This is a genomic window from Micromonospora sp. RP3T, from assembly GCF_003027925.1.
Taxonomy (GTDB): Bacteria; Actinomycetota; Actinomycetes; order Mycobacteriales; family Micromonosporaceae; genus Micromonospora.
Map to the genome: position 1 here is coordinate 1 of NZ_PYPS01000003.1, position 24,585 is coordinate 24,585.

The window sequence follows — 24,585 nt, forward strand, 5'->3', positions numbered from 1 at the left end:
CCGACTCAAAGACCGCGACCTCGGCCGCGTCCCCGCGGCCACCAAGACCAACGACTAAAGATCAACCAAACCGAGGTGGTCCAGTTTCAGCCGGACCACGGTGGTCCCGTTTGAGGCGGCGTTGACAGCGGGGAGCAGAGCCGCGTGGCCCTGAACGGCTGCGACGACTGCGGATCACCCCCGCGTGCGCGGGGAGCAGACTTGCTGACCTGCAACGCTAGAGATCGACTTCTTGGTTTCATTCACTATGTTCCGCAAGATCGTCTCCTTGGGCGGCAGTTGACGTAGTGGGCGGAGGCTCCCGGCTAAAGCATAGTTTGTGAGGCTCGAGGCGAAACATTTCTCGTCGATCTCGTCGACGATGCGGCAAGATTGGACGGCGCACGTAGGGGACACCTCGCTGTGAAAGCTGCTCAGCCCTCGTCTCGATACCCAACTATCCGTGTCACGTGTTGCCCGACTGGCCCAGGACTGCTCCCCGCGCACGCGGGGTGATCCCCCGACGGCGTCGCGCTCGATGAGCCAGCCACGCTGCTCCCCGCGTACGCGGGGGGTGATCCCGTGAAAAGGCTGCTCGGCAACCCGGTGTACCTCTGCTCCCTGCGCACGCGGGGGTGATTCCGGGACCACCGCGAGGCCGTACCTCTACGACGTCTGCTCCCCGCGCACACGGGGGTGATCCCTGGCGCCGGCCGACACCCCCGGCCCGTTCCCGCTGCTCCCCGCGCACGCGGGGGTGATCCCGGACGCACCGCCCTCCGCGCCCTCGGAGCTTTCTGCTCCTCGCGAACTCGGGGGTGATCCGCGCGGCAGCCGTCATCTGGGTTAGCTATGGGCGGCGGTCGATCATCACAATATCGTCTGCGTCGGGCGCTGGTGGGGCGACGGTATCGATCACCCCACCGACTTGTACCCCCATGCCTGGGGCAGGCGGGTCCCGATGGATGAGGGCTCGTCGTTCTCTTGGCGACGGAAGACCTCGATGGTAGGGCGGCGGGCGCGGTCGGACCGTGGCGATGTCCTGTTGGTCTGCCCCCGTTTACCCCCCGAAAACCCCACCTGCAGTTTACAACCAGTGACAAGAGGCGATCGGTCTCTGACCGTGTCTGTGCAGCTCAGTGCTTATTTCTGACCACCAATGGCAAGGTCGAGATAGCTACGGACGGTAACAAGGGGTTTTGACAACCAATGACAAGTCCTGAGGGGACTCGACAAGAGGTTGTCTTGGGTTCAAGTCACTCGTTTCCCTGAGCGCTTGATGCCGGGTCGGCGCCGCGGAAGGCACGACGCGACGAGCTTGGCCGCAGCGCACTGCAGCGAGCGAACGCCGCGGCCCAGCTTAGATGGGCCACCGGGAGGCGGTTCAGGTGCTGTACCGCCGACGTAGGGAGCAATCTCGATGGGCAATCTCCGAGGGTGGTGGTTGAGGCTGACCGTTGACGTCGTCGCGGCTGCAGCGACGGTGAGGTGATCGCTGGCGAGACCGGCTTGGTGAGGAGGGGCATCAAGTCCGCATGTGCCGTAATCGCGGCCTGAACGAGCCGATCCCTGTCGGGCCGTCCGTGTCGAACGCGTTTGAAGGCACGGAAAATCCTGCGTCCGAGGTGAGAACACCTGCGATGATTCCGGACCGTGAGAGCCGCCTTGGTCATGCTCGCTCGAATTGTCCTTCGTGGCGTGCTGCCCTACCCGGACCTGCCCCGGCGGGTGCAGGTCCGACACCGCGCCCGCAGCCTCGCCACCCGCAGGCCCTGGCCGCGTAACGAAACGGAAGTCACCGGTGAAGGGTACGCCCGCTTGGCGATGCTGAGGCTCCTGGCATTGCAACGCGCGACACGTCGGGCGGTGCAGACGCATCAGCGTGAATCGGCGCCGCTGCTGGCGCGCACCGCGATGGAGACCTGCATCGTCGGGTTGTGGTGCCTGCACGACCCCGACGCGGCCCGCAAGATCCGCGAGTCCGAGATCAAGGTCGCGCCGTCGCTGCTGACCTTCATGTCGAGCGCCGGGATCCTTCCGGACTCGGTGATCCGAGAGGCGGTATGTGCTCTCGGTGAGTCCCGCAAACTCCCCGACGTGCGGTCGATGACCGAGCAGATCGACTCCCGGACCGGCGCCACGCTCGCGATTCACTTGTATGACGCTGCGTACCGGCCAGCTTCGCAGTACTTCACCCACGCGAGTGGTTCGGCGCTGCTACGGCATATCACGGCCAAGTACCGATACTCGACCAAGCCCACGAAGTCGTGGGCTCGCCGGGCGCCAGTTCGGCTTACCGACGCCTGCGTCGGCCTGCTGGCTGGGGCTCTCGCGAGCCATACCGCGGAGCCGGCGGACTTGTTCGTCCGCTACAGCGAGGGCCACGCCAAACGGGTACTTCCCCCGTTGCTGGTGACCGTCAGCAAGGGGATGGCACGGAAGCTGCGCCTTGCTGACCTCATCACCACCTTGAAGGAGGCCGAGGAGACGCGCGCGCACCTGTCCCGTTGTGGACCCGACGATGAGCCGGATGACCGAGAGAGGCATCTGCGGGCGATGTACAACGCCTTGATCGCTCGGCTCGGCATTGATGACGTGCCAGAGGAAGCGATCCGCCCTGTCGTCGACTATTTCGTCACGAAAGTCCTCGCCGATCGGGACGCTGAAGTGACCCCCTGAGACCGGACACCTCCTAACTTGGCATCCTGCCGAGGAGGAGGAAACGCTGTGGCTCGACAGAGCAAGTACCCCGAGGAGTTCCGCCGCCAGGCCGCGGCGTTGGTGCTCGATTCTGGTCGCACGATCCGTGACGTGGGCCGGGAGTTGGGCGTCAACCATGAGACGCTGCGCAACTGGGCTGATCGGATGCGGCAGGATCGCGACGGCGGCCGGCCCGGACGGTTCGCCGCCGGGCCTACTGCTCCAGCGTCGGGTAGTCGGTGTAGCCACGCGGGCCCGGCGTGTAGAAGGTGCTCTGGTCCGGCTCGTTCAGCGGCGCGCCGATCTCCCACCGGCGGGGCAGGTCCGGGTTGGCTAGGAAGTTCCGGCCGACCGCGACCAGGTCGCCAAGGCCACCGTCGACGATGCGCTCCGCGTCCGCGCGGGTGGTTACCGAGGCGAAGCCGTCGTTGGCGATGAACGGACCCCCGAACCGGCGCCGCAGGTCGACGATCAGGTCGCTCGTCGGGTCGGCCAGGGCGTGCAGGTAGGCCAGGCCGAGCGGCGCGATCGCGTCGACCAGCGCGCCATAGGTGGCGGCCACGTCGGCCGCGTCCTCCTCCAGCACGCCCTGGATGTTGTGCGAGGGCGAGATCCGGATGCCGACCCGGTCGGCGCCGACCGCCTCGACGACGGCCCGGGTCGCCTCGATCACCAGCCGGGCGCGGGCCTCCGGGGAGCCGCCGTACCCGTCGGTCCGCAGGTTGCTCGACGGCGCCAGGAACTGGTGCAGCAGGTAGCCGTTGGCGGCGTGCAGCTCCACCCCGTCCAGGCCGGCATCGACGGCGTTGCGCGCCGCCCGGACGAACTCCTCGACGATCCCCGGCAGCTCGTCGCCGCGCAACTCCCGCGGCACCGGGTACGCCTTCATCCCGTCGCGGGTGAAGATCTCGCCCGGGGCGGCGATGGCACTGGGCGCCACCGACTCCAGGCCGCCCTTGTTGTCGGGGTGGCCGATCCGACCCACGTGCATCAGCTGCATGACGATCTTTCCGCCGCCCGCGTGCACGGCGTCGGCGACGGCCCGCCAGCCCTCGACCTGCTCGGCAGAGTGGATGCCCGGCGTGTCCGCGTAGCCCTGGCCGACGGCACTGGGCTGGGTGCCCTCGGTGATGATCAGGCCGGCCGAGGCGCGTTGGCCGTAGTAGGTCGCGGAGATCTCCTGCGGCACCTGACCCTCGCCCGCGCGGTTACGCGTCAACGGTGCCATCACGATCCGGTTGGTCAGTTCCAGCTTGCCCAGGCTGAACGGGCTGAACAGGGCTGTCATCGTGTCTCCGCTTCGTCGTCGAACGGACGTCTTGGGTACGCTGGCGTCCCGGCATTGATCAACTGGATAGCTCGGCCGACGATTCCCGGACGCGCCGTGACGCACGTCTCGGACCCTGGCCCCGTCGGGGCTCTGTTGCGTTGAGCGTTGGCGAGATCGAGGCAGACTTGAGCAGTGAGGTCATCGAGCCGGCCCGCCCCGTGGCTGCCGTCGAAGTCGGCGTTCGCCGGGTTCCGGTTCCGCCGGAGGCGCGAGGGCCGGCACAAATCTCAGGCCAGCCATCGACGGTGTAACGGACGGGCCTCGTTGGCTGCTCGGCGACCCGTACATCCGGGTAGGGTGATCGTCAACCGATCGGGATGGCGCCGACAACGCGCAACCCGAGGTGGGCATCGGTTCGTGTCGATCCCGACACAAGCCCAAGCCCAACACTCCAGGTCAGGGCCAAGTTCGAGGCGTTGGCCTTCGAGTCCACTCGAACCCCAACGCTGCCCACATCGTCTCCATGCGGAGAAGCCGAGGGGGCGGTGGGACATCCGCAGGGCGGTCGGGAGGGCGGGGGACACCGCGGGTTGTCGGGGATGGGCAGAATGCCAGGGGTAGATCTACGGCAAGCGCTCGACATCGTTGCCCAGCCTTGGACGTACTTCGGCGTAAGCGATGCCCAACTCTGCGCTGACGTGCAGGCGTACACCACTGATGACCTTGGCGTACGGGACGTGCCCGCACTTGATGGCCAGGCGACGGTGCGGCCGTTGGACGTGCTGCTTCGGCTGGCAGTGGCGACGAAGCCGCAGTACCAGACGGACCTGTACGAGGCGCACCGTCACTGGTCGCTGCTGCGGTACCTGGGCCTGTTCGATGCGGGCTCGGACGGACAGTTGTGCCTGTCGTCCGCGGGCCGGCGGATCGTCGGGAGCTAGCGGAGGGTCACCTCGGAGGAACTGGGCATCGGCTTCGCCGTGCACCGGGCACAGGAATGGATGGCCGCGCGTTGGCCCGGCGCCACGGTCACCGGTGTCATCGACATCGACGTTGCGTTGTCCAGCGGCGTCATCAGGGCCGGCGGTGTCACTTCATCCGTCATCCAGCGCGGAGGCCGGCGCCCGGACTACCTGCTGATCGCGGAGAGCCCGGGCAGCGGCGACGGCTTCCACTACGCGGTGGTCGAGTGCAAAGGCACCAAGGCCTGGAGGTACGGCCTGGATCAAATGGCGTCGGCTTGTGTGCAGTTGCGCGGTGTGGCTGTCGCGAGTCGCCAACCTCCCGGTCTCGCCGTCGGTACGGTCCTGGCGGACGACTGGGTCTATTGCCGGGCGCTCGAGCTGTCCCCTGAATACCGCAGGCGCCACGAGCCGGCAACAAGCGGGGTGGAACTGCCGGAACCGTTCGAGGACACGGCGGAGGTGCACGTCGAGCGCGAGACGTTCGAGCGGACCGTTCACGTCGACATCGACGAGGAAGCGTCGCTGTCGGCGGAGAACTTGGTGCAGGCGGGGACGCAAGCATCGTGGGCTAGCCTCGCCGATTTCGCCGGCAACGGATATGCCTTCCAGAGGTGGGGCGCCTCCGGTGTTCCGGGCCAACCTGGATCGAGATGTGCAGGCGCGACCACCGAGGGTCGAGCGCCAGACCCGCAGCGGCTTGGAGGTCGTGGGCGTCCGCAATCTGATCACGCTGCCGGGTGGAGAGCTGGAGGTGGTGTTTGGCTTGGCCGTGGAGGTGGACGAAGCGCTTGGCGACCGCGACGCGGACAGGGTGTTTGAGGCCCAGAGGCGAGTAGTCGGGCGGCGAGCGCAGGAGCGTGATGCCGCGAGGCGCGAGCCCAACGACGACGTCACTGCTGTCTCCGACGACGGAGCGGTGTTGATGCTCATCCCGCGCTAATGGGGCGAGTGGACTCGGCCAGGTCGACGACTTCATCGCTCACGCCCGGAAATCGGATACCCGCGGGCAGTCGATATGGCCTCGAGCTGGCCGGCCTGACCGAAGCCAAGTCCGCGCGGCATTCGCTTGTCTCTTCATGACATAATCGAGCGACCCCTCACGGGAAGTGATCATCGTGACTGGTGTGGAGATAATCATCGCGGCCCTCGTGGCAGGAGCGACGGCAGGTTCGACGGACGTGGCCAAGTCCATGATTACTGACACCTTCACTGGGCTAAAGGATGTGCTGCGTAGCCATCTGGCAGGTCGTCGCGAGGCGCAGGAGGCCCTCGACGCGAGTGAAACGAAGCCCGGCCGGTGGGCAGTACTGCGTGGTGGTCTGACAGCCAGTGGCGCGGACAACGATCTGCAGGCGCTCGCTGCAGCGCGTCGGCTGCTAGAACTCGTGGACCCGGGCGGGGCAAGGGCCGGTAAGTACGACGTTGACGCGAGTCAGGCCAAAGGTGTCCAGATCGGCGACTACAACACTCAGACCAACACGTTTAACTGAGAAGCCGGACCAGGTCGATGAACGATCAGGGTGACGGCCTGGCCGGTGACCGGGTCGACGCCTCTCATGCCCAAGGCCTACAAATCGGTGAAGGCAACACCCAGAACAACACTTTCTACTTTCGCGGGCGCCGTGAGGTGTCGTGGCCGCATCAAGTCGGGGTCGTGCCCCCGCTGGCGGACCGCCGACAGCGGCGCCAGGCTGACAAGGCGCTGACAGCAGGGGTCGCGGGTGGAACGGTCATGTGTCAGGTCTTGGCCGGGATGGGCGGGGTCGGCAAAACCCAAGTAGCCGCGAACTTCGCCCACCAACTGCAACGCGATCGCGATATCGACCTGCTGGTTTGGGTAGCGGCGACCTCGCGCTCCAGTGTTGTCATCAGCTACGCCCAGGCCGCCGCTGAGATCACCAGCTTCGAGGACAGCGACCCCGAGCAGGCAGCTGCCCGTTTGCTGGCCTGGCTGGCCAGCACCGACAAGCGGTGGTTGATCGTTCTGGACGACCTCGCCGACCCAGCCGATATGCGTGGTCTGTGGCCGCCGGCCGCCGCCACTGGCAGCACGGTGGTCACTAGCCGCCGGCGCGACGCCGCGCTCCTTAACGGCCGCAACCTAATTGAGGTGGATCCGTTCACCTGCGACGAGGCGCTGGCCTACCTCGAAGGAAAACTGGGCGATGCGGCGCACCGGCTCGATGAAGCCGCGCAACTAGTCGAGGATCTCGGCTGGCTGCCCCTGGCACTGGCGCAGGCCGTCACCTACATACTGGACCAGGATCTAACCTGCGCCCGCTACCGACAGAGGCTAGCCGGACGCCGGCTAGCCACACTGCACCCCCACCTCCTACCGGACGATCAAGCCAGATCGGTCGCCGACACATGGCGACTCTCAGTCGATTTAGCCGGCGCCGCCACCGGCGGCACCGCCCGAATCCTGCTACAGATCGCCTCCATGCTCGACCCTAACGGCATCCCACTCAACCTGTTCGACACGCCGGCGGTCGCCGCGTATTGCGAGAAGCATCTCGGTCGGCCTGTCGATGCCGACGACACCCACGACGCGATCCGCACACTGCACCGGCTCGGCTTGGCCAGCATTACCCAGGACAGCGCCACTCTTTACGTCCACAGCCTGATCCAACGCGCTACCCGAGATCAACTAGCAGCCGACGAGTTCGATCGCACAGTGAGCGCAGCTGCCGACGGACTGCTTGAGGTTTGGTCGAAGGCTGAGATGACCGGGGGGGCAGGCATTCTTTGCGCGAACGCAGATGCTTTGCATGTGCACGCCGGTCCTCGGTCGTGGGCGACGGGGGTCTACCGCGTGCTGTTCCGTGTAGGCCTCAGCCTCGATCAGGCAGGGTTGATCGTCTCTGCTGGCAACCACTGGCAGGACTTGTACGCCATGACCAAACGGCATTTGGGTCCTGACCATCCGGACACCTTTACCGCTCGTAGTCGAGTTGCGGACTGGCAGGGAAGAGCCGGAGATCTGTTGGGCGCAGTCATGACCTTGGAGATGTTGCTCGCTGATCGGCTACGTGTGGTGGGCCCCGATCACCCCGACACCCTGGCGACCCGCCAACGCATCGCCGAGCGGCAGGCATTGCGAGGGGATCGGCTGGGTGCGGTAGCGACCTTCGAGGCGCTGCTCGCTGATCGGCTACGTGTGTTAGGTCCCGATCATCCCGACACCCTGGCTACCCGCCACGAGATTGCCACGTGGCGAGGAGTTCGGGGGGATCAGGAGGGCGCGGTCGCCGCGACGGAAGAACTCCTTGATGCTCGGTTGCGGGCGTTGGGCCACGACCACCGCGAAACCCTAGCCACTCGCCGCCATCTCGCCGAACGGCGCGCAAAGGCAGGAGACCTGGAGGGCGCGATCGCCGAAGCTCAACAACTATTCGCTGATCAAATCCGTCTGTTGGGCCCGGACCACCGTGAAGCCGCAACAACCTGCCACCTCATCGCAGAATGGCGGCTCAAAGCGGACGATGCGGAGGGCGCAGTCGCAGCGCTTGAGGACTTCCTCGCCGCGCTACTGCAGGCAGTCGGCCGCGATCATCGTGAAACCCTACGAACCCGCCACCGCATCGCTGAGTGGCGGGGAGAGGCAGGAGACTGGGTGGGCGCAGTCGCCGCGTTCGAGGACTTGCTCGCTGACCGCCTGCGGCTGTCGGGCCCCGATGACTCCGACACTCTGGCCACCCGACACCGCATCGCCGAATGGCGGGCCAAGGCAGGCGATGCGGTTGGCGCGGTCACGGCTTTGGAAGAGTTGCTCGCCGATCAGCAACGTGCGTTGGACCCCGACCATCCCGACATCCTGCTCACCCACCGCAGTATCGCTGCTTGGCGAGCAGACACGGGTGACTGGGCTGGCGCGGTCGCCGCGTTGGAGGTCCTTCTTACTGTCCAGTTGCGTGTGTCGGGGCCCGACCGTCGCGACACGTTGGCTGCCCGCGCCTTCCTTGCCGATCGACGAGGCAGGGCAGGGGATGTTGAGGGAGCGCTCGCCGCGTTGGAGGAAGTGCTTATTTCCCGGGTGCAGGTATTAGGTCCCTACCATCGCGACACCTTCGCCACCCGCCGCGCCCTCGCCGGTTGGCGCGGAAGGGCAGGAGACTGGGCCGGCGCAGTCGCCGAAACGGAAGCTCTGCTCGCCGACCAGCTACGTCGGTTGGGCCCCAACCATCGCGACACCTTTGCCACCCGTGGCGCGCTCGCTGACCGCCGGGGAAGGGCGGGAGACTGGGCCGGCGCAGTCGCCGAAACGGAAGCCCTACTCGCTGATCAACTGCGTGTGATCGGCCCCAGGCATCCCGACGCCCTGCGCACTCGTGGTCACCTTGCTAATCGGCGAAGAAGGGCGGGGACCGAGTCGCCGCGCTCATCGCGATGAGGATTCCGGGCACTGCTCAAGGAAAATTGGCGGAGTCCAAGACTACTCAAACCGCATCAGCCGTGCAGGTCGGCAAAAGCCGCGAACGGCCCTGACGTCAGCATGAGCGCACCGCGTCGGGTCGTGGAGGCGCGTTCGGCTGGGAGTGGTCGCGCGCAGAGACGGGTCCGGAACGCCCGGGCTCCGGACCCGTCAAGAAAGGCTGATCTTCAGCCGAGCGGGATAGCGCCGGTAAGGCGCATCCCAGGTTGGGCATCGGTTTGTGTCGATCCCGACACAAACTCATGCCCAAACACTCCAGGTCAAGGCCGGTTTCGAGGCCAAAGCCGCCGAGGTGCTCGAACCCCAACAGGCGCTGCCCGTGCCGGTTGAAGCCCTCGGCGATACATTCTGTGCATGCATGACTACGGTGAATGCGGACTCGTCGCACATCTGCCGCAAGACGAGTGGCACCGGGTGCAGGACACCGGAATCCCCGTACGCTTCGAGCCCCGTGCCGTGCTGCTGCGCCAAGGCGATACCACCCAGCACGTGCACGTGGTCCTGGCTGGCTGCGTAAAGATCGTGCGATCGGAGCGTGACGGTAGCAGCGCGATGCTCACGTTGCGTTCCGCTGGCGACGTCGTCGGCGACTTGGCCGCCGTCGACCTGCAACCCCGGTCGGCCACGGTCACCGCCCTCACCACTACGGTGACCCGGCTGCTGACCGGTCCGCAATTTCGGCGCTTTCTGACCCGGCCTGCGTTCGCTGCCGGCTTCGCTACCTACACGGTGAGCCGATTGCGCAGCTCGGACGCCCAGCGTTCAGCGCTGGCCGTGTTGCCCGTGCGGGAGCGGCTGGCGCGGGCGCTGCTCCAGCTCGAAAGGGAGAGCCGGCGGGCTGACGGGCAGCCCGTGATCCGGCTGTCGCAGGCGGAGATCGCCGAACTGGTCGGCGCTTCGCGTAACGCGGTCGTCGCCGAGCTGACCGCCCTGCGCCAGGCCGGCATTGTTGTAACCGGACGGCGTGAAGTCACCATCGTGGAACCGGCAGCACTGAGCGGCCGGTCACACGGTTTCCGCCCAGAACTGGGCAGAGAGCCGCGCACTTCAGGCCGACGCTGAGGGGGTCCAGTCCTCGAGAAGGGCCTCCCGTGGAACACGTTCCGTTCGAAAGATCCGTCGACTTGCCGCCGTACCGCGCGATCCTGGCAGTGGATGCCAAGGGTTTCACCGCCGAACCAGGCAGCACCCATGAGGCGATCAGCAAGAGCCTGCTGGATCTGGTTGGCGACGCGCTGAACGGCGCCGGCCTGCATGCTGAGTGGGAACGCCCAGCGTTCCTCGGCCCGACCGGCGACGGCTTCGCCGTTGGGCTTTCGACACGCGTCCTGCCCTACCTGGTGGACCCGTTTCCGCGCCTGCTCCAACAGCGCCTCGCCGAGCACAACCGGCAGGCCCGGGCCCGGCTCCAGCTGCGGGTCAGCCTGCACGTCGGGCCGCTGCCAGCCGACCCAGAGAATCCCCACTGGACTGGCAACGGGGACTCGCGCAACGACACTCACCGCCTGCTTGATTCCGCGCCGGTCAAGGCCGTGCTCGCCGCGGCCAGCCCCCGCGTGACATTCGTGGCCTGCATCTTCTCCGACCGCGTCTTCGAAGACGTCATTGTCGCTGGGTACGCCGGCATGCAGCCCGATCACTGTCTCCCGGTCACGGCGACGGTCGACGGCAAGGCTTTCAGCCGCCAAGCCTGGCTCTACCTTCCGGAGGTTTCTGGAAACCTCCTCGGCGTGCTACCGAGCACGCCGACGTCTCCGTCGGTAGCCGCGAGGCCAGCACAGCCCAAGATTTCCGGTCCGCGTGTGAAGCGGAACGACGGTCAGGTCGCCACCACGGTCGAGAGCATGACCCAGCACCGGGGTGGTGACCGATGACGACCGATCCGATGGAGCCCGCGGCCTCGGACATCAACGACTCCTACGCTGACGACTCTTACGCCGACGACATCGACGAGGGCCCTTACGTTGAGGAGAACAGCGGCCAAGTCGCCTCCAGAGTCGGCCGCGACATGGTGCAGAACGTCCACAACTGGCTCGGGCGCTACCAGGCTGCCCGAGAACTCTCCGACGACTTTGTGCACCAGACGATCTCGACCTTCGTGAAGCGCATCTACGGCCCGGGCGGGCTGTCCAGAGAGGCGGCGGCCGGAATCCTGCGGGAGCGGCGGCACGTCCTGCTGGTGGCCGATCCTGGGTCTGGACGGCGAACCGCCGCAGTGGGATTGCTCGGCGGCGTTTCTTTGCCGCGGCGGGAAATCCCGATCAACGACGACGAGCAGCGGCTCCTGCCCGTTGACGAAGTGCCGTGGTCGTCGTATGACCGCTCGGCCTACCTACTCACGGTGCCGCCCGGAAGCCGGAACGGACGTTTGCGGGAGCTGCTCAGCGCCTATCGAGAGGCCGTGGACAAGCGGGACTCGTACCTCGTTGTCCTGGTCGATCACAAGGGCCTCGAACGGCCCGAGGACGTTCCTGGCTTCACCGTCCTCACCGTCACCGCTCCCGCACCCGACGAACTGCTGAGCCGGCTCCTGCACGACCAGCGTGCCCAGCTGGACGTGGACACGCTGCTCAAGACACCACCGCTGCCGGCGATGCTCGAGGGCGCTACCCCAGCCCAGATCGCAAGGCTGTCCCGACGCATCATGGCCGCTGCGGCTGACCCGCAGGAATCGCCGGCTGAGATCGCCCACCGAGCGGTCCAGGCCTACCAGAACTGGGACGATGAACTGGTCACCTGGTTCGAGACCCACCCGGATCCGCGGACCCGGCTCTTCCTCATCACCCTGGCCTTCCTGCAGGGAGGACAAGCCACCAACGTTCTCCACGCCATGGAGAAGCTCGCCAAGAAGCTGGAGGAACCGGCGAACGTCTGCGGCGGCATCGGCGCCCCAGGGATCCGCCAGCTCGCCAAAAACGTCAACGCCCGAATCGACGACGAGCATCGGATCTTCTTCACCCTGCCGTCCTACGACGTCGCGATCCTGCGCTACGTGCACGGCGACCAGTCCAAGGCATTCCGAACGAACCTCTGGAGCTGGGCGTCCGACCTACCGATACGCCGCGGCGGTGCCCCGAACGCTCGCATCGCGGAACAGGTGGCCTCGGCCATGCTCGCCCTGACCCTGTCGCTTCCCGGCGCCGACGCCCCCGAAGTGCGCACGCTAATCGGGCGGTGGTGGGATTACCAGACTCTGAGGCCGCTGGTCGTCGAACTGATGACGGCAGTAGCGATGAGCCCCGAAGCCGGGGCGGCGATGCGCCGCCGGCTCAACCAGTGGGCCGGCCAATCGGGAAGCGTCCCGCTACTCTCCGCGGTCGCCGAGGTCTGCGGCGGCACCCTGGCAGACGCGTATCCGCAGGCGGTGCTGACCCGGCTGAACAACCTGGCCGCGCGGGGGATCGATGTCGTCACGGGCGAGGTTGTGAAGGCCGTGCGATCGCTTTGGAACCGACCGCAGCACCGGCAGGCGACGCTCCGCCAGGTCGTCGACTGGGCGGCCGCGCAGGACCAACGACATCACGCGGGACTGCGCGCCCTGGCAGCAATCTCAAAAACCTCGGACCAGGCCGAATTCCTCCTCAGCGAGCTGGCAGGCGACACGGAGCGGCAGACCCGACTGGTACACGCCCTATCGCTCCTGTTCACCGACCAAGGGCCGCAGGGCGAAATCCGTGAAGCGCTCTTCCGCTGGCTGACCGCGGCGACCGAGCAACCCCTCTACGAAGGCCTGATCACCGAGCTGATGGTCTCCGCCGGCGGGACTGGTCAAGGCGCCAGCAGCCGTTTTGCCCGGATGTCCGACCTGCTATACGACTGGCAGCCGACCGCCCGCGACGCCCAGGCGCCGGCTGCCAGGGACCTACGTGACCGGCTCAACGAGCGGTTCCACCGAGCGAACCCGCTGGGCGCCGCATGAGTGAGTTCTGGCGTCACTACCTATCGCGACTCTGGGCCAGACCCAAAGAGCACTCCCAGTCGGTCACCTTCACCGCCGAGCTGCGCAGCCGCCACCCGTACATCGCATTCGACGCGACCCTCCGGCTCTGGCGGCAGGACAACGACGAAGCCGCAACCTGGACGACGCGGCAAAGGATCACAGAGTGGGCCGACCAGGTGACAGCCAAATACTGCGTCACCCAGGCCGGCAACGCCGAAAACGAGATCAACACCCGGAACCCCTACGGTGCCCGCATCCAACTGACAGTCAGCCCGCAAGCGCGCATCGCCGCAGAAGCTATCCTGAAAATCGCACGGGAGACCGCCCTCGAACGCCTGAAGCAGCGGGCCGAGTTGGAGCGGATCCATCACCTAAGAGAGAACATCTACTCCCGCCCCGACGTCGCCCGCAGCTACTGGCTCTACCACCATCCCGACCGTCCGGACGAGCTACTCACCATCAGATTCGAAGAAATCGCCGAAAAGTTTGGGGACGTTGGCGAGTCCCGGTCCCTGGTGATAGCCAAGGTAATCGACGAATTCCTCGGGCAGATTGGAGAGGGTGAACGCCGATATCTTCTCACGCAGCTGGGGCAAGTCTTCTCCTCATACAACCGCCCTGACCTGGCGGAACGGTTAGAGGTCCCATGACGGAAGCGGAACGAGCCGTCCTGCAACAGGCCAACGAGATGATCCGCTTCGCCGATGTGAAGGCAGCCGCCGTCCTGGCAGCCGCCGGGGTACTGGCGGGGCAGTTGCCGTCGGAGCACCGCTCCTGGGCCAAAGGCGTCCTGCTCGTCGCCAGCGTCTGTATCGCGCTCAGCGCGCTACTGGCGCTCTATACGCTGGCACCGCGGCGGGCGACGACCGCATGGTCACTGCACTACTTCGACCACGTCGCCCGTCGGTACGGCGACGATCGGAAAGCCTTCATCGACGCCTGGACGGAGCAGGCGGCCGACGAGGACGCGTTCAAACGAGAGATCATCGGACAGATCTGGGCGGCGAACATGGTCGCGCACCGCAAGTTCACCCAAATCACGTGGTCAATCCGCATCCTAGTGGTCGGCGTCGTGGCCTTGGTGGCTGTCGTCTTGTGATGCACGGGGGCGATGCGTGCGGCAGCTATCCAGAGGTCGCCGAGCAGCTTGCGTTGTAGCCGTCTACGAGGGTGTCCGTGATGGAGCTCCTGGAACTGGTAGGGCCCGGTGGTAGCCTGGGCCCTACCAGGCCCACAGGCCGATAATCAGCCGACAGGGATGGCGCCGACGACGCGCAACCGGAGTTGGGTATCGGTTCGTGTCGATCAACCGACACGAACCCTTATGCCTGCGGTGAGCGTGTAGCGAATGGGTAGGGGCGCGGCGTTCCCCTGGTGATGGTGTTCTGGTGATGGGGAAGCGGGATGCGGTGGACGGCGACGCCCCTGTCGGCCCCCCGTTTACCCCCCGAAAACCCCCGCGAATGGTTGACAACCAGTGACAGATAGCGATCATCGCCTGACCACATCTGCGCAGCTCAACGCCTACTTCTGATAGTCGACGACAAAGGCAGGATGGCTACGGACCGTAACAAGGGGGTTTTGACAGCCAATGACAAGTCCTGAGGGGACTCGACAAGAGGTTCTTTTGGGTTCAAGACCCTTGTTCCTCCGAGGCTCGGGTGATGAGTCGGGCGACCCGGGATCATACTGCCGGAGCGAGGCGCGGCGAGCGGCAGGGCTTGTTCGCGACGGAGTGCGCCGTTGGGTTGAGGGGCAGTCATGCACGCACTCGTTGGTCATGCCCGCCCGCCGACTGAGTCCGCCTTCCGGTCGGCCTCGAGACTACCCGTCCGCGCGGCGCCCGCTGTCCGAGTCGGATCCGTCCTGCCGCTCGCAGCGTCAGATGACCATCGACGCTCTCAGCCACCCAGGAGTTCCTATCACGAACCGTCTGATTGATGTGGTTTGACTAGCAATGCATCAGCTTTCTGGTGGTTGAACGGCTGTCTGCGAGTGACGCTGTGTAGATCGACGTGCCGGGTTTGGCTGATCTTGGCTGGCTCGTCCTTGCAGTTTGTGCTGTCTCTTGCTCTGGTCCGTTAGCGATCTTTACTGTCAGCGCACTCTGCTGACCTTGAGGAGACTGCGGTGGCCGGTGCGTTTCGTGGATTCGCCATGGGTATTGCGGCTGTGGGCCGTTGGGCTCGGCGCAGGTCCTCCCTCGCAGGCGTGTTGACGTTCAGCATGGTGGCGTCGTTGCTGTCGGCGGTGCCCCCGCAGCCGGTGATGGCATCGCCGGCGGCGCCGGCGGGTGCCAGTGCGGTGAAGCCTTTTCAGCGCGCCGGATCGGCGGCGTTGCCATCGCATGAGGCGACGACCGCGCGGACGTCGTTTGCCGGGTCGGCCGGGGACAGTGCAGCTCGGCCGCCGGTACCGGGCGCGGTCGGTGCCGAGAAGACGTTTCCTGCGGTGAAGGTGCCTGGGCAGGGTGAGTCTGGGCAGCAGGCGTCCTCTCTGCGGGAGGTGGGGGGCGCCAGCGGTGGCGTCGTCGCGGGCCGGTCGGTGGAACGTGCGGATGCCCGTACGGAGCGTACGACCGAGTTCGCCAATCCGGACGGTACGAAGACGCTGCGGGTGTATGACGGTCCGGCGTTCATCCGAGACCGGGCTGGAGCATGGAAGCCCATCGACAACCGGTTGTCTCGACGGGCCGATGGGCGCTACGCGCCCGCGTCCGCCGCGGATGTGACTGTCGCATCGCATAGCGACGATCCGCAGGTGGCGACGTTGTCGTTCGGCGATGACGCTTCGGTGTCCTTCGCGCTCGCCGATGCGACCCGGGTGTCGTCCTCCGTCGAGGAGTCGACAGCCACGTTCGTTGGTGTGCGTGCGGCGTCGGACGTGAAGCTGACGCCGATGGAGTGGGGTCTCAAGGAAGAAATCGTCCTGCACTCCGCTGACGCACCCACGACGTGGACCTTCCCCCTGACCGTCAACGGCGTCACTCCGGCGCTTAACGACGTCACCGGTGAGGTGGAGTTCACCGACGCCAGCGGCGCGGTGCGGGGTGTCATTCCTCCCGGGTTCATGGTTGATTCGAACGTTCACCCGCGTCGGGGTACGGGGGAGCGGACGGACAACGTTCGATACTCGCTGCAGCGTCAGGTCTCCGGGTGGACGTTGCAGGTCGACCTGGATGCCCAGTGGTTGCGGGATCCGGCGCGGGTGTTTCCGGTCATCGTCGATCCGTCGTTCACCGACAACGCGGAGACCGACGACACGTACGTGTCGAAGCGTGATCACGCGAACCGCAACAACTCCGCCGAGGGTGACCTGTTGGTGGGTACCTACAACGGTGGCACCGAGCGGGCCGCGTCGTACCTGCACTTCAACGATCTGAAGGCGTCACGGCCGAACCGGTATGTCCTGGGCGCGACGTTGCAGCTGTGGAACTTCTGGTCCTACTCCTGCAAGGCTCGCAGCGTCAACGTGTACGCGGTGACCAAGTCCTGGTCGGGATCGACGACCAAGACGTGGGCTGGTCCGTCGTACGACTCGGCGAGCCGGGTCGGTACCGGCTCGTTCGCCTACGGCTACTACGACTGCCCGAGCGGCAACTGGGCGGGCTTCTCACTCCCGCCGGACCGGGTAATGAAGTGGCTGCACGGCACCGAGTCGTTCTACGGGCTGACGGTGCGGGCGTCGGAGACCGACAGCTACGCCTGGAAGCGGTTCGCGTCGGCGAACTTCACGAACTCCACGGCCCGCCCGTACATCGACCTGAACTACTCCGACCAGGGCGCCAAGTACTCCCTGCCCTCACCGAGCTTCAACCCGCCGGTCACTGCCGCGTCGGCCGGAAAGATCACCGCACGGGTGACGAACTGGGGCACGACGACCTGGACGCCGACCAACGGCTACCGGCTGACGTACAAGATCCTCAACGCCGGTGGGACCGTCCTGCGTAACGGGCCGCTCTACACGATGCCGAAGAACGTCGGCTCGCACCAGTACGCCGACGTGCCCATTCAGGTCGAGGCGCTCGGGTTGGGCACCTACACCCTCCGCCTCGACATGGTGAACCCGTCCGGCGCGTCGTTCAACAGCACCTACGGCATCCCGTTCGGCCAGAGCGCCTTCACCGTCAGCAACGGCGCACCGACCATCGGCGACGGCGGAGTGTTCCCCCCGCACAACGGCTTCACCGACTCCCTCACCCCGAGCCTGTGGGTGGACTACCTCGACCCCGACAACACCCCGGCCGGAGGCCGGCAGGTGAAGTTCCGCATCTGCAAGGGCACCCCCGCCGCCCCATCCGGCTGCCAGAGCACGGCGTGGCGGTCATCGACGTCGTGGGCGGTGCCCACGGGCATGCTGACATGGCAGCAGCCCGCCCACTGGTACGTCACGCTGTCCGACACGCAGGCGTCCACCCCGGAGCTCGGGCCGTATGTGTTCACACCGACGGTGGCGCAGCCGGAGGTGTCGAGCCATCTCGCCTCCGCCGGCAACGACCCGGAAGTGGCGGGACTCAACCCGTACGTCGGTAACTACTCGACCAGCGTGACTGACACCGCCGTGGCGGTTGCCGGACCTGAGTTGGCCATGACCAGGACCTACAACTCGCAGGACCTCCGGGCATCCGGGGCGTTCGGCGCGGGTTGGAGCAGCCCGATCGACCAGCGGCTGAGCACCGACTCCGACGGCTCGAACAACGTCCTGGTGACGCTCGCCTCCGGCGGACAGCTGCGCTTCGGCCGCAACTCCGACGGCACCTACGCCTCGCCGCAGGGATCAACCCTGACCCTGGTCGCCGCCGGCAGCCCGACCGTCTGGACCCTGCGCGACTCCACCGGGACCCGGAGGATCTTCGACGCCGGCGGCAGGCTCACCTCCGTCGCGGACGCCGACGGCCGTACCCAGACCTACACCTACAACAGCAACAACGAGTTGACCACGATCACCGACAACGGCAGCAACCGTGCGCTGCACCTGACCTGGACCGCAGGGCACGTCACCTCCGTCGCGACCGACGCCCCTGCCGACGGCCAGCCGGCCCCGACGTGGACCTACACCTACACCGGCGACAGCCTGACCCAGGCCTGCACCCCCCTGTCGGCACAAGCGTGCACCACCTACACCTACACCACGTCGTCGCACTACCGCTCCGTCGTCACCGACGACAACCCGGCCGCCTACTGGCCCCTCGGAGAGCCCACCGACACCCCCGACGCCACCAACGTCGTCGCCACCAAAGCCGGCGACCGCGACGGCTCCTACCAGGACGTCACCCTCGGCGCGGCCGGGGCACTGGCAGGCTCACCGGACACCGCCGCCGACTTCGGCGCCACCAGCACCACCGCCGTCGAATTGCCCAAAAACCTGACGAACACCTCCATGGGTGTGGCCGTGGAACTGTGGTTCAAGGCCGGCACCGGCGAGAACGGCGTGCTGTTCGGCATGCAGAACACCGACCTCAGCCACACCCCCTCGCAGACACTGCCCATGCTGTACGTCGACACCAACGGCGTCCTGCGAGCCAAGATCTGGACCACCACCCAAAGCCAAACCCAGATGACGTCCGCGGCCCGCGTGGACGACGGACAATGGCACCACGTCGTGCTCTCCGGCGCCGTTGACGCCCAGCAGCTCTACCTCGACGGCGTCAAGATCGGCCAACTGACCGGCCAACTGATCGACTACCGCGACATGGCCCACGCCTCCATCGGCAACGGCCGCGGCGGCAGTGGCTGGACCGGCACCCCCACCGGGAACTTCCCCTTCACCGGCCTCATCGATGAAGCCGCCTACTACAAGCACCCCCTCGGCGCCAGCCAGGTCTCCGCGCACTGGGCCGCACGCACCTCGACCCAACGGCTCACCGCCGTCACCGATCCCGGCGGCCACACGGCCCTCACCGTCGGCTACGACGGGCCGAGCGGCCGCGTCACCACCTTGACCGACCGCAACGGCGCCACCTGGGACCTCGGCAATCCCACCCCGGACAACGGCAACCGCGTCGTCGTCCTCGCACCGGACAACGCCGAACCCATCACTTACCGCCACGACATCGACCACGGCGGTCGCCTCGTCAGCCGCGAGGACACGTTCGGCGAACAGAAGTGGACCTACAACGCCCGCGGATTCGTCTTCAAATACACCGATGCCAACAACAACACCACCACCTACGACACCGACACCCGCGGCAACGTCATCGGCCGCACCACCTGCAGAACCAGCACCGAATGCAACACCAGCTACGCCGGCTACTACCTCAACGCCACAAACCCACTCGACCCGCGAAACGACGTGCGGACCTGGACAGCAGACGCCCGCTCCGCCTCCGCCACCGACACCACCTACCGGGTCACCCACACCCTCGACGCCATCGGACACATCACCGCCGTCAGCTACCCCGCGCCCGCCGGCTACTCCACCCCGCCCACGGAGTCCTACACCTACTCCACCGGCACCGAGGCCGCCGAACCCGCCGGCACCGGCACCATCCCGGCCGGGCTGCAACTGACCGCGACCGCCCGCAACGGCAAGACCACCAACAACTACTACAACTCCGCCGGCGACCTGGTCCGCACCGTCGACCCGGTCGGACTGACCACCACCTACACCCGCGACGCACTCGGCCGCATCACCACCATGACCATCGGCCCCGCCGCCGGGAACGCCTTCGGCACCACCAGCTACACCTACAACCCGCTGTCCCAGGTCGCCACCACCACCGGCCCACCCGTCACCAACGCGGTCACCGGTGACATCCACCAGGCCAAGACGACCTACACCTACAACGACCTCGGCCTACGCACCCGACAGGTCATCGACGACATCACCGGCGACGACCCCGACCGCACCTGGACCTGGACCTACGACCCCGCCGGCCGCCCCGACCTCACCACCACCCCCGACGCCAAAACCGTCAACCAGGACTACGACAGCAGGGGAGACCTGACCAAGGTCACCCAACCCAGCGGCCTGGCCTACGAGTACACCTACGACGAAGCGCACCGCCGCACCGAAACTGCCGCCGTCGGCGCCGGTGTCGACCCGATGGACCCCAACGCCACCCGCCTCGTCACCGACTCCCGCGCCTACGACCCCGGCGGCCGCCTCGCCTCCGTCATCGACGCCATGGGCCGCGAAACCGCCTACACCTACTACGGCGACAACCTGCCCGCCACCAGCAGCAGAGTCCGCCGCAACGCGAGCGGCGACATCACCAGCGAAACCCAGCTCAGCAAGAGCGACTACAACGCCGCCGGACAACCCAACCTGCAGATCGCCATGGGCGGCATCAGCACCACGACGATCTATGACAAGGCCGGCTACATCAAGGAAGAACACCTCGACCCCACCGGTCTGAACCGCGCGGTCGCCTACAGCCGCAACCTCGACGGCACCATCGCCACCCTCACCCGCACCGGCGCCGCCTCACCAGGTCGAGCCGAATCCACCAGCTACACCTACGACGACATCGGCCGGATCCTGACCGAAACCGTCGCCAACACCGGCGGCACCCCCGCCACCCTCACCACCGCCTACCAACGCGACACCCGCGGCCTCGTCACCCAGACCACCGACCCGGCCGGCATCACCACCACCATTACCTACGATCCACTCGGCAAGCCCGTCACCACCACCGGTGCCACCCGCGCCGTCTGGAACAACGGTGCCAGCACCAACGCCGCACCCGTCACCACCATCGGCTACAACACCTTCGGCGACACCACCCACACCCGCGACGCCAACGGCAACATCACCACCACCAGCGTCGACCCGGCGGGCCGCCCCACCACCGTCAGCCTGCCCACCTACACCACACCAGGCGGCGTCGCTCTCACCGGCACACACCACACCGCCTACAACAACCAAGGCCTGGTCGACCACACCACCGACCCCCTCGGCCGGATCACCGCCTACACCTACAACCCCTACGGCCAGCCGCTCACCCGCACCCTGCCCGACCCCGACGACGACGGGCCCAAAACCACACCCGTCTGGACCTACACCTACGACCGCGTCGGCGAACTCCTGTCTGCGGCCGACCCCACTGGCGGATCGACCTCGGCCACCTACAACGATCTCGGCCAACAGATCACCTCCACAATCAGCGACCGCACCACCGGCAACCCGCTCTACCTGACCACCAACCTCGGCTACGACCCCGCCGGAAACCTCACCACCGTCACCACCCCGCTCACCTACGTCACTACGACCGCATACAACGCTGCCGGCGAGCCACTCAAAGTCACTGACCCCACCGGCCGGTTCACCCAGTACACCTACGACATGACCGGCCGGCCGCTCACCTCGGTGAAGGGCAAGGACACCACCTACGTCGACCCGGTCACCACCCAGACCTACGACCTTGCCGGCCGCCTGACCGCCACCACTGACTGCACCACCACCACGATCGGCGCCTGCGCCACCACCCTTCGCAATGCGACCGCCTCGTACAACGGCGCCAGCCAGCCGGTCACCGTCACCAGCGGCGAGGGACGCATCAACCAGTACGGCTACGACACGGCCGGTCAACTCACCGCCATCACCCAACGCGTGAACCCCACGGATCCGGCCACGGCCGTGACCGTCGAGCTCGGCTACGACCTCGTCGGCCAACGCACCCGCATGGTCGACGGCAACACCAACGCCACCACCTACACCTACACCCCATGGGGCCAGACCGCCTCAGTCATCGAACCCGCCACCACCGCACACCCCGACCCCGCCGACCGCACCTGGACCACCACCTACGACGCCGCCGGGCAACCTGTCACCTACCGACTCCCCGGGAACGTCAGCCGAATCCTCACCTACGACAAACTCGGCAACCTCACCCAGGAAACCGGAACCGGAGCCGAAGCCACCACCGCCACCCGCCAACTCGGCTACGACCAGAGCGGCCGCATCACTAGCGTCGGCGGGCCCAACGGCACCACCAACTACACCTGGAACGACCGCGACCAACTCACCGGCGCAACAGGCCCTGCGGGCGACGCCACCTACACCTACGACGGCGAAGGCAACCTCACCAACCGCACGGACGCCGCCGGCACTGCGACCTTCACCTACAACACCGCCGGTGCCCTCGCCACCGTCGCGGACCCCCTCACCGGAGTCACCGCCACCAACGTCTACAAGAACAGTGGCCAACTCGGCCAAACCACCTACGGCACTGGCGGACCGACCCGCGCCTACACCTACGACAGCCTCGGCCGTCTCGCCACCGACACCTACAAAAGGCCCAACGGCACGACCACCGCCTCCACCACCTACACCTACGACAAAGACGACCTAGTCCTCACGAAGACCACCACCGGCGTCGCCGGCGCCGGCACCAACACCTACGGCTACGACGGCCTCGCCCGACTCACCAGCTGGAAATCACCAACCAACCAACAGACCACCTACGGCTACGACAACGCCTCCAACCGCACCACCGTCACCAATCCCGCAGGCACTCGGACCACCGCATACGACTCGCGCAACCGCGCCTCCACCGCCAACGGCGCCGGCCAAGCCGCCGAATCTTGGACCTGGACCGCCCGGGGCACTCTCTCCACCCACACCACCGGCGCCATTATCGACACCAACATGTTCGACGCCTTCGAACGTCTCACCCAAGCCAGCAGCACCGGATACACCGTCAACTACACCTACGACTCCCTCGACCGCCTCGCCCAACGCAACACCCTGCCCTTCCTGTACAACGACCTGACCAACCAGCCCGTCCGCGCCCCTGACACGCCCGGCCAAAACTCCGCGATCTTCCGCGACCCCTTCGGGCAGCCACTGTCCGATAAGGGCAGCATCGTCGCTGCACGGAACCTGATAGCTGACGGCGTACACGACGACCTCACCGCCGCCACCAATCCCACCACCGGCGACCTCGCCGCGTCTCGCACCTACCAGCCTTACGGCCAACTCAGCGCAGCAACCGGCACCCTGCCACTCGGCTATCAAGGCGGCTGGACAGACGCCGAAACCACCCAGACCAACGCCCATGCCCGCTGGTACGACCCAGCAAGTGGAGCCTTCTCCAGCCGTGATACCTGGACTTTAGCTCCCACTTCTCCATCCGTTGTCAACCGCTATATATATGGTGGCGGCGATCCCGTCAGCAATTCTGACCCGAATGGGCACTGCGCAGAACCCGATCCCATCTATTGCACCATGGAGAGCATCCTCCTTCTCGAAGAGTTGATCTACGAATTCTGGGAGGGCGACCCTGCAGGCGACCCGTGCTACGGACGTAACGGAGCCCGTCCGGATGCTCCGGCATGGTGTCGAGGAAACGCCGGTGCGTCGATCAGTCTCCCCAGCCTGCACTATTGCGAAAGGAATCGCCACTCGGCGTCGTGTCGTTCCTACTACGAGCCTGCGCCATCTGTTGCTGGGTTCGGTCCTCGGCCGGGTGCAGGTGGGCGTGGTCCGTGTAGTCGCAACTGCACGGCTCCGCCGACTGTGCCTCCCTGCGTAATGGCCTCAAGGGCTGCAGGGCTGGGCAGTGGCGAACTGTGCCGTACTCCTTGGCTGGTAGATGTAGACGAACGCCCTGCACCGGGGGGTAGCGCCCGGCCGGGCTGGGAACCCATGCTCCCGCCGGGCAGCTCAATCTCAAACAACCCGAACGGCCAGGCGGCGCCACAGGTGCGAGGTGACCAAGGTGCGGAATCAGCGCCCAATGGTGTCCCAACCTTCCCGACTGATCAGGCCGACCACTATGGTGTAGTTCACGGACCGCTCGCCGAGGCCTACCGCGGCCCTAACGACACTCGTCGATACGCCGCTGAGAGTGCCTGTCTGAATGGGTCAGAAGCATCAGAAGTCAACTACTATGAACTCGATTCCTCCTACTATCAGGGAGACGCCAGCATCAGTGATCGGCGGGGCCGGGCTACAGGTGCCGAGGCCTGTTATCAGGGGTCCACAGGGCGAGGCACGTCGGCGACGTACTATCCTCCTGGATATGATGCCCGTAAGGGCATGAACTCAGGCCACCTCATTGGCAAGAGCTTGGGAGGGGCGGGCGCGAAAAGCGACCCGAATGCACCGAAAAACCTCGTTCCGTTGTATAGGAATGCGAACTATCCCGCCATGTACTGGTCGATCGAGCACTACGTGAGTCAGCGGGTGGCCACCGGTGAAAGGCTCTACTTCCAGGTCTCCCCGATCTACGATGGGAGTAACCCTGTTCCGTCGGCCCTGAAGGTGTACGTCGCGGGCGACCGATTCGCGAGTGAGACTTTCCTTATCCAAAACTCACCTGACGCTTACCTGCCCCTGCCTCCCCGAAAGTGAGTAG

Annotated in this window: 12 protein-coding genes and 1 pseudogene; 12 read left to right on the forward strand and 1 reads right to left on the reverse strand. The window is 66.3% G+C overall.

The genetic code is table 11. The annotated features are described in order from the left end of the window. Positions 1–1,677 precede the first annotated feature (1,677 nt). The gene (locus C8054_RS32505; protein WP_233219478.1) at positions 1,678–2,658 is read left to right on the forward strand and encodes a hypothetical protein; all 981 of its coding nucleotides are present in this window, start codon (positions 1,678–1,680) and stop codon (positions 2,656–2,658) included. A gap of 48 nt (positions 2,659–2,706) precedes the next feature. Continuing rightward, positions 2,707–2,868, forward strand: a pseudogene (locus C8054_RS33330) (transposase); the annotation flags it as partial. A gap of 25 nt (positions 2,869–2,893) precedes the next feature. Here C8054_RS33330 and C8054_RS03545 read toward each other — a convergent pair. Continuing rightward, positions 2,894–3,967, reverse strand: coding sequence for an alkene reductase (locus tag C8054_RS03545; protein ID WP_107155255.1), 1,074 nt, complete (start codon positions 3,965–3,967; stop codon positions 2,894–2,896). 680 nt (positions 3,968–4,647) lie between these two features. Here C8054_RS03545 and C8054_RS03550 point away from each other — a divergent pair. The 10 genes from C8054_RS03550 to C8054_RS33160 all read left to right on the forward strand — a co-directional run bounded on the left by C8054_RS03550 (position 4,648) and on the right by C8054_RS33160 (position 24,581). After that, positions 4,648–4,890 (forward strand): hypothetical protein, encoded by a 243-nt coding sequence (locus C8054_RS03550; RefSeq protein ID WP_146179844.1) that lies wholly within the window; start codon positions 4,648–4,650, stop codon positions 4,888–4,890. 649 nt (positions 4,891–5,539) lie between these two features. Beyond that, entirely contained in the window at positions 5,540–5,854 is a 315-nt protein-coding gene (locus C8054_RS03555; RefSeq protein WP_107155257.1) for a hypothetical protein, read from the forward strand. Between the two features lie 175 nt (positions 5,855–6,029). Beyond that, positions 6,030–6,404 carry a hypothetical protein gene (locus tag C8054_RS03560; protein WP_199199517.1) on the forward strand — a complete coding sequence of 125 codons (375 nt, stop codon included), beginning with the start codon at positions 6,030–6,032 and terminating at the stop codon, positions 6,402–6,404. A 17-nt stretch (positions 6,405–6,421) separates the two neighbouring features. After that, positions 6,422–9,304, forward strand: coding sequence for a tetratricopeptide repeat protein (locus tag C8054_RS03565; RefSeq protein ID WP_107155258.1), 2,883 nt, complete (start codon positions 6,422–6,424; stop codon positions 9,302–9,304). A gap of 396 nt (positions 9,305–9,700) precedes the next feature. Beyond that, on the forward strand, positions 9,701–10,408 hold the full coding sequence (locus C8054_RS03570; RefSeq protein ID WP_107155259.1) for a Crp/Fnr family transcriptional regulator: 708 nt from the start codon (positions 9,701–9,703) through the stop codon (positions 10,406–10,408). A 29-nt stretch (positions 10,409–10,437) separates the two neighbouring features. Continuing rightward, positions 10,438–11,220: a hypothetical protein gene (locus C8054_RS03575; protein ID WP_107155260.1), complete on the forward strand. Its 783-nt coding sequence runs from the start codon at positions 10,438–10,440 to the stop codon at positions 11,218–11,220. After that, positions 11,217–13,265 carry a hypothetical protein gene (locus C8054_RS03580; RefSeq protein ID WP_146179845.1) on the forward strand — a complete coding sequence of 683 codons (2,049 nt, stop codon included), beginning with the start codon at positions 11,217–11,219 and terminating at the stop codon, positions 13,263–13,265. The genes C8054_RS03575 and C8054_RS03580 overlap by 4 nt, the downstream gene beginning before the upstream one ends. Beyond that, positions 13,262–13,936, forward strand: a complete 675-nt coding sequence (locus C8054_RS03585) for a hypothetical protein (RefSeq protein WP_107155262.1) — start codon at positions 13,262–13,264, stop codon at positions 13,934–13,936. The genes C8054_RS03580 and C8054_RS03585 overlap by 4 nt, the downstream gene beginning before the upstream one ends. Continuing rightward, complete coding sequence (locus tag C8054_RS03590; RefSeq protein ID WP_107155263.1) at positions 13,933–14,385, forward strand: Pycsar system effector family protein; 453 nt, start codon at positions 13,933–13,935, stop codon at positions 14,383–14,385. Before C8054_RS03585 ends, C8054_RS03590 begins: the two co-directional genes overlap by 4 nt. Positions 14,386–15,497: 1,112 nt before the next feature. Beyond that, a complete protein-coding gene (locus C8054_RS33160) occupies positions 15,498–24,581 on the forward strand; it encodes an RHS repeat-associated core domain-containing protein (RefSeq protein ID WP_146179846.1) in 9,084 nt (3,027 codons plus the stop codon). Positions 24,582–24,585 lie beyond the last annotated feature (4 nt).